This window comes from Gemmobacter nanjingensis, assembly GCF_014652195.1.
GTDB classification, from domain to species: Bacteria; Pseudomonadota; Alphaproteobacteria; order Rhodobacterales; family Rhodobacteraceae; genus Gemmobacter; species Gemmobacter caeni.
On record NZ_BMYI01000047.1, the window covers coordinates 1 to 6,435 of the forward strand.

Consider the following 6,435-nt stretch of genomic DNA (forward strand, 5'->3'; position numbering starts at 1 on the left):
AGGAGTGAAACCCGCCCTTGACCCAAAACTGAACCGAAATCCATAATCAGAGGTGGGTCAAATCTCGATGGAAAACCCGGGTCACTTCTCAGTGGAAATCAACACCCGTAAGCCATGAAAAGACGTAACTATGAACCGAGTTGAAAAATCCGCGCACGAGTTCCGTGTTTCGCACTTTCCCCGGATTGGCTGAATCGCCCTGAAACAGCCGCTAAGGCCAATTTTTATTGATGTTTTCGGGCGATTGGCAGCTCGGGTCCGGGCGCCAGCGAGGGGGCGGATCACGCTCTGACCACCTGTTTGGCGCAATATTTTCGTCGCGACCGACATGGACGACCCGAAGCCGCCCAGACACGCCACCAGAGCCTCTCAACCTCAGCAAGCGCCTTATTTTATTGAGGAAAGACGGATGGCGACGGGTAACGACACCTAGCGACGGATGGCGGCGCCCAGTCCCCCGAAAACACCCTTATTTTGTCGGGTTACAGTAAGGCGCTCCACGCGGAGCCACACGCATCCTATACGCCAATGGATCAGAAACCGCCGTCGCCAATTTCGCTTTGGGATGAGATTTCTTTCAGAACGGTTCAGACAACCCAGTGTAGGGGGGTGCTAGCTTTGTCGGAAGGTCAGACCTTGAGGAGATCGTCGGCAACGCTTTGAAAATGCCTAAGAAAAAGAGACTTTTAGTGGGAAACCTAGCGCTGGCGTTGTGAAATCAGGTGGGTGGAAATGCGCGATTTTGGCCTGTGAACCGCGCAGAAATTTGCAAAGTGGCAGCAGAAACCGCGCATCGGGTTGCACTGGGTTAACATCCCGTCAGGAAACAGGAAATCTGGACAGCGAAGGCTCAAAGGGAGCGAATTCCTGACCGAGTGGGTGGTCAGCTTTGTCACAGAGGTGGGAAATGGCTTCCCACCTCTGTGATGTCTCCACAATGGCGCTGCAAGGCCATGAAATACATAGGAAAATGCAATGGTGCGGCCTGTATGTGGTTCGCGTTGAGGTGGGAAATCAGTTTGTTCCTGTCTCGCCGCTAATCAGCAACTCCGCGCGACCCCCGCGCGCATTACCGCCGCCGGAGATCGTGTAGGTCGTCGTCACCTCGTCGAGCTTTGCCCAGGCGAAGGTTTGGCGGATCTCGGGCACATCGTTGATCGACATCAGGAACCGCCCCTGAATGCCGCGCAGCTGGTCGGAGAGGCGCTGAAAATCCGCCCTGGCGAAGATCGCCTTGCCATAATCATCCTCGCAGCCCCAGTAGGGTGGGTCGAGATAGAACAGCGTGTCCGGGCTGTCATAGCGCGGGATGAAATCGACCCAGTCGAGGCACTCGATCACCACGCCGGAAAGGCGGGTGTGCAGATCTTCGAGCATCGGTTCCAGCGTTGTCAGGTTGAACCTGCTGGGCCTGCCCTTGCTGACACCAAAATTGCGGCCAGACACCTTGCCGCCGAAGGCCGTGCGCTGGAGATATAGGAAGCGCGCTGCGCGTTCGAGATCGGTGAGCGTTTCCGGGTCCACCCGCACAAGTCGTTCAAATTCGGCGCGGGTGGTCAGGCCGAATTTCAGGACATCGAGAAACTGGACGTAGTGCCGCTGGAGGATGCGGAACAGGTTGGCGATGTCGCGCGAGCGGTCGTTGATCACCTCGGCGCGCGGTCGGGTCGAGCGACGCAGGAAGATGCCACCCATGCCAACGAATGGCTCGGCATAGGTGGTGCAGTCCATGGCGTCGATCTGGGCGCAGATGCGCTTCGCGAGGTTACGCTTGCCGCCCAGCCAAGGGGCGACAGGGGAAATCGGGGTGACGTGCGTCATGTTCTCTCCGGGGCAAAGAGATAGAACTTAACGTGAACAAATGGCGGGGCGCCAGCCCATTGCTAGCTTTGGCTTGATTGCAATTTTTGATTGGGGTCAGGTGAAATCGACGCAACTTGGAGTGTAAGATGCCTATCCTCAAACGCATACGGTTTGTGAGCCTCATCATCTTTTGGCCCGCCCTAGCATTTGGCCTCTTCGCAGCCTTCGCAGGAGACCTGAGGAACGGGATACCCTTGCTTTCACTGGCCGCCGCTGCCGGGCTATGGGCTGTCGTTTGTTCGGTTGCTGACCGTGTTGTTGCCCTGCTCGAGAGCATGGACTGGACAATGAAGCAGGTTGCTGACGCAGTTAAGAAGAACCAGTCTGATGGGCGCAAGGCGCCATGATTGGACGATGGTTTATGAAGTGTGGCGTCGGACCCCGATTGTGGGTCCGACGGATACCCATCATTACAGGCAGAGGAACAGATGCTCCGCATATTCCTTACTGGGCGCGCTGAGCGTCGACGCATACTCAGCTTTCTTCTTCGCAGTGGCGCAGATACGCGCAGCTTCTTCTTCAATCTGCGGCGTTACGCCGGGCACATTTGCTATCGTTTCTTGCCGGATTTTGACGCTTGATCCGTTAAAGTCAGAAACCACGCCGGGCAACGGCGCACAGGCCGTCATAATCAGCATCGCAAGCAGGGCCGGGGCTCTCATCTGAAGGTCTCCTGAACTGGCTTTGTTTGGTGTAGTCATGGTTACGGTGTGCGACAAAAATAGACGACGCGCCCGACAACACGCAGGTCGTTGACCGCCTCGGGGCCGAAGGTCTCTATGGGATAGCCTTCGTCGGTGTTGTCAGAAACCAGCTCGAGTCGGCCGTCCATGCGCCAGCGGGCACGTTTGACCAGCAGCTGGTCGCCTACGTTGAAGACATAGATGCAGCCGTGGGCCACATCGCGCTGGCTGTGGTCGACGACCAAGATCGAACCGTCCGGGATGGTCGGCTTCATGCTGGTTCCGCGCGCGAAGATGATCGAGCACTTTTCCGGGTTGCCACCACGGTCACGCAGAAAGGCTCTGTCGAATGCGATCACGTTGTTGGCGCGCTCTGATGTCGGGATCGCACCATGGCCAGCAGAGGCATGGACATCTGCGAACACCGGCAAGCGAATGAAGTTCGGCTGATCGAGCTCTTCTGCCGATGCCTCAGCAGCGGGGCGTTGGGATGAGCGGGCATCTGCTACCGCCGACATTCGCTCCAAAACGGCATGCAGCCTAGATGATGCAAGTGGGGATCTCCCAAACGCAATTAGGTCCAGACCAACCTCGGCAGCGGAAGCAATTTTCGCCGCGTTGGTAAAGGATGCTGTGGACGTTTTGGCGGCATACTTGCTGAGCGTTCCAACGGGTATTCCGGTTTTGTCAGCCATGCTTGTAACGCCGCCGCCAGCGGTGATGGCCTCGGCAATGCGCGCACGCAACCCATCTTCGTCATCCAAATTTGGACGATCTTCCATATTTGAGTTGATACCGCCCATATATGGGTGTATCCCTATCTTGTGTCCCGGCCTTGCGGTCGCGACCGTTGTTCCTAACCACTCAGAAAAAAGCGGGTGTTTGCGGCACCCGCCTCTCACTGGAGGTAACCCATATGACCCATCGCCCTGAACCTGCGCTGGACTGGCCCGGCATTGTCGCCGAAGTCCATCGTCAAGGCATGACCCTGACCGAGCTTGCGAAGCGCAACGGGCTGCCCGTCAATGCCTGCCGCAAGATCTCGTCTCAAGGCCACTACAAGGCGCAGCAGGTGCTTGCGGAGTTCCTCGGCTACAAACCCGAGCAGCTCTGGCCGACCCGCTACCCCAAGGGGAAACCTCGCATTCTCGATACCGCGAAATTCCCGCCGGTGGCGAGTCAAAAAGCGGATGCCGCCGCTGACAAGAAGGCGGCTGCGTGATGCGCCTGCTGTCAAATCTCCTGCCCGATCCTGACAGGCTCGGCGATGCTATCGGGGCCATCGGGCTGCTGCTGGCGGTCGTCGCAGGCTGCTGGATCGGCGAGGGCCTGGGGGTGTGGCTGTGAGCCTCTGGGACGCGCTTTGCATCCATGCTGTCTACCACGACTGGAATCCTATCCGGCTCATCCTGCGTGACCGCTGGGTGATCCGCGTCTTCAAGACCTACGGGCTGACCTACCCGGGCTGGCAGGCCTTGCGCGACTGACGCGCTGCCAGCCCCAGAAACTTCAACAAGACAGGCACAGAATGCCCAAGCTGATTGAGCTTCCGCTCACCTCGATTGAGGTGGGCACTGACCGCGCACGCGACTTTGATCCCGCCTGGGCCGCTGGCCTTGCCGGGATCATCGCGGCGCAGGGTCTGAAACACCCGATCACCGTGCGCGTTGTCGACGGGATCAATCGCCTTGTGGCCGGGCGATACCGGCTGGAGGCGGCGCGTATCCTCGGATGGGAGGCGATCCCCTGCATCCTGTCCGAGGCAGGCAGTGATGATGCGGCCCGGCTGGAAGAGGTGATGGAGAACCTTGGCCGGGCAGAACTGATCGCGCTGGACCGCTGCCATCACCTTTACGAGCTGAAGGTGGTCTGGGAACGGATCTATCCGCAAACGGCGCACGGCAAGGCATCGCCAAAGAGCCAAACTTTGGCTCTTTCCTCTGAGGCGCCCGAGGTCTTCGGTTTTGCCAAGGCGAATGCTGAAAGGATTGGCCTTGGCGTGAGCGCCATCAAGATGGCCGTGAAAATCTGGAAGGGTCTTTCCCCGGCAAGCCGGGCCGCACTGGTCGGAACCGATCTCGCCACCAAGCAGACCGAGTTGAAGGCCCTGTCGGAGGAGAAGCCCGCGGTGCAGGCGAAGATCCTCGATCTGATCTTCGGCGACGTCCATCCGGTCCACAATGTTGCGCAGGCGCTGTCCTATCTGGCGAATGGGGTGTCGCCGGATGCCCGCGAGCGGTTCTTCACCAAGATCAGCGCCACCCTTGCCGCGCTGGATGATACGGTCTTCGAGGATTTGATCGTCGCCAATGAAGACCGCGTGGTCGCTGCCCTGAAGCGCCGGGGGCGCCTCTGATCATGGCGCGCTACCGCGACCCCCTGACCAAAGACCTTTTCGCCTGGGAGCCGCCGCAGGTGGCTGTCCGCTATGGCGAAGAGGTGGCGGGCCGCGGTGCACTGGACAACAAGATTGCCCGGCTGATCGGCCATGCGCTGCGCGAGGCGCGTGAGGATGGCGTGTCGCGCCCGGAGGTGGCCCGCCGGATGGCGGCCTATCTGGGGCGGCCGGTCAGCGAGGCGATGCTGAACAAGTGGTCTTCCGAGGGATCGGAGGACCACCGCATCCCGCTCGATGCCTTCATCGGTCTGGTTCACGCGACCGGCGCGCTGGCGCTGCTTGGCTTCGCGCCGGGCGAGTTCGGCCTGACCGTGATCGCCGCTGAATATGCGGACCTGATCGAGGAGCGGCTTCTGGATGATCACATCGAAGAAATGCAGGCGCGGCGGCAGTTGCTGGCAACGCGCAGGAGGTCGAGGAAATGAACCAGACGTTTTTCACGGCGGCAGAGATCGCCGAGATTGTCAAAACCCGAGGCATTACTTCCTTTCCGGGAACCAAGCGCGGCGTGAATGATCAGATCGCCAGAAAGCGCTGGGATGCTCTGCCTTACAATCTTGCCAGGCCCCGGGCTGGGCGTGAAGGTGGCGGCGGCATGGAATACCATTTCTCGCTGCTGCCCGAGGCGGTGCAGGCGGCAGTCTCCAGTCAGCGCGCCAAACTGGCTTTGACGGTTCGGCATGATCTGGAGGCAGAGCGGGATCGCCGTCAGATCGAGGCGATGCGGGTGTCGGCGCTGGATGCTGGCGCGCGTGATGTGATGCAGGCCCGGGCCGAGGTTCTGACGGCAATTGATGGTTATGCCATCTCTCGCGGCGAAACACGCGCCTGGGCAATCGCCCGGTTTGGCGAGGCGCTGGAGGCGTATGCAGCCCGTCAGGAAATCGAACGCCGCCGCGATGCAGGTGAAATCCTGACGCCGCGCGAAGCAGCCTCGCTGGCGCAGCGGCTGGTTCTGACCGCACCGGACGGCTTTCAGATCACTCCCGAGCGCGTGGTGAAGGCCAATGACCGCCCTCGGGGCGGCATGGATATCAGCGAAAGGACCATTCAGCGTTGGTTCAAGGCTCGGGACGAAGAGGGCGTCCTTGCCCTGGCGCCGACGCCCCCGAAGCAACAGGCAGAAATCCCGGCAGGGTTCTATGACTTCCTGAAATTTTGGGCGATCCCGAAGAAGCCGAGCGTCCCGGCTGCCTATGCGAAATACACCGAAGCGGTTGCGGCGCGCGATGTGGTCCAGCCGATGACCGTGACCTTGCAGCAGGTCCAGTATGTGCTGAAGCACCGCATCAAGGGGCTGGATAAGTATGTCGGCCGGGAAGGATTGCTGACCCTTCGGTCCCGCATGGCTTATGTCACCCGCACGACCGAAGATATGTGGCCGACCACGGTCTACACGGCAGACGGCAAGACCTTCGATGCCGAGATCGCAGATCCGGTGTCGAACCGCCCGATGCGCCCGGAAATCACGTCGGTTCTCGATGTCGCCAC

9 protein-coding genes and 1 pseudogene are annotated in these 6,435 nt (G+C 60.0%); 7 read left to right on the top strand and 3 right to left on the bottom strand.

Annotated features, from left to right (window positions below; translation table 11 throughout):
* Positions 1-1,014: 1,014 nt before the first annotated feature.
* Positions 1,015-1,821: a DNA adenine methylase gene (locus tag IE126_RS25130; RefSeq protein ID WP_189383087.1), complete on the bottom strand. Its 807-nt coding sequence runs from the start codon at positions 1,819-1,821 to the stop codon at positions 1,015-1,017.
* Between the two features lie 128 nt (positions 1,822-1,949).
* Here IE126_RS25130 and IE126_RS25135 point away from each other — a divergent pair, with 128 nt between their 5' ends.
* A complete protein-coding gene (locus IE126_RS25135; RefSeq protein WP_189383089.1) occupies positions 1,950-2,210 on the top strand; it encodes a hypothetical protein in 261 nt (86 codons plus the stop codon).
* Between the two features lie 63 nt (positions 2,211-2,273).
* Here IE126_RS25135 and IE126_RS25140 read toward each other — a convergent pair whose 3' ends face one another.
* Complete coding sequence (locus tag IE126_RS25140) at positions 2,274-2,525, bottom strand: hypothetical protein (protein ID WP_189383091.1); 252 nt, start codon at positions 2,523-2,525, stop codon at positions 2,274-2,276.
* Positions 2,526-2,566: 41 nt separating this feature from the next.
* Positions 2,567-3,349 carry a S24 family peptidase gene (locus IE126_RS25145; protein ID WP_229825927.1) on the bottom strand — a complete coding sequence of 261 codons (783 nt, stop codon included), beginning with the start codon at positions 3,347-3,349 and terminating at the stop codon, positions 2,567-2,569.
* 113 nt (positions 3,350-3,462) lie between these two features.
* Between IE126_RS25145 and IE126_RS25150 the strand changes: the two genes are divergently transcribed.
* From IE126_RS25150 to IE126_RS25170, 6 genes and pseudogenes are all read left to right on the top strand, one after another.
* Positions 3,463-3,768: a helix-turn-helix domain-containing protein gene (locus tag IE126_RS25150; RefSeq protein ID WP_189383066.1), complete on the top strand. Its 306-nt coding sequence runs from the start codon at positions 3,463-3,465 to the stop codon at positions 3,766-3,768.
* Positions 3,768-3,893, top strand: coding sequence for a hypothetical protein (locus IE126_RS26315; protein WP_268245852.1), 126 nt, complete (start codon positions 3,768-3,770; stop codon positions 3,891-3,893). Before IE126_RS25150 ends, IE126_RS26315 begins: the two co-directional genes overlap by 1 nt.
* Positions 3,890-4,033 (top strand): hypothetical protein, encoded by a 144-nt coding sequence (locus IE126_RS25155; RefSeq protein WP_189383093.1) that lies wholly within the window; start codon positions 3,890-3,892, stop codon positions 4,031-4,033. The genes IE126_RS26315 and IE126_RS25155 overlap by 4 nt, the downstream gene beginning before the upstream one ends.
* A gap of 41 nt (positions 4,034-4,074) precedes the next feature.
* Positions 4,075-4,902, top strand: a complete 828-nt coding sequence (locus tag IE126_RS25160) for a ParB/RepB/Spo0J family partition protein (protein ID WP_189383095.1) — start codon at positions 4,075-4,077, stop codon at positions 4,900-4,902.
* Between the two features lie 2 nt (positions 4,903-4,904).
* The gene (locus IE126_RS25165) at positions 4,905-5,369 is read left to right on the top strand and encodes a hypothetical protein (RefSeq protein WP_189383097.1); all 465 of its coding nucleotides are present in this window, start codon (positions 4,905-4,907) and stop codon (positions 5,367-5,369) included.
* Positions 5,366-6,435: pseudogene (locus tag IE126_RS25170) on the top strand (Mu transposase C-terminal domain-containing protein); the annotation flags it as partial. The gene IE126_RS25165 and the pseudogene IE126_RS25170, both read left to right, overlap by 4 nt.

Coding starts and splice junctions, on each gene's coding strand:
- IE126_RS25165 (WP_189383097.1), top strand. CDS start 4,905: ATGGCGCGCTACCGCGACCCCCTGACCAAAGACCTTTTCGCCTGGGAG.
- IE126_RS25145 (WP_229825927.1), bottom strand. CDS start 3,349: ATGGGCGGTATCAACTCAAATATGGAAGATCGTCCAAATTTGGATGAC.
- IE126_RS25135 (WP_189383089.1), top strand. CDS start 1,950: ATGCCTATCCTCAAACGCATACGGTTTGTGAGCCTCATCATCTTTTGG.
- IE126_RS25140 (WP_189383091.1), bottom strand. CDS start 2,525: ATGAGAGCCCCGGCCCTGCTTGCGATGCTGATTATGACGGCCTGTGCG.
- IE126_RS26315 (WP_268245852.1), top strand. CDS start 3,768: ATGCGCCTGCTGTCAAATCTCCTGCCCGATCCTGACAGGCTCGGCGAT.
- IE126_RS25150 (WP_189383066.1), top strand. CDS start 3,463: ATGACCCATCGCCCTGAACCTGCGCTGGACTGGCCCGGCATTGTCGCC.
- IE126_RS25160 (WP_189383095.1), top strand. CDS start 4,075: ATGCCCAAGCTGATTGAGCTTCCGCTCACCTCGATTGAGGTGGGCACT.
- IE126_RS25130 (WP_189383087.1), bottom strand. CDS start 1,821: ATGACGCACGTCACCCCGATTTCCCCTGTCGCCCCTTGGCTGGGCGGC.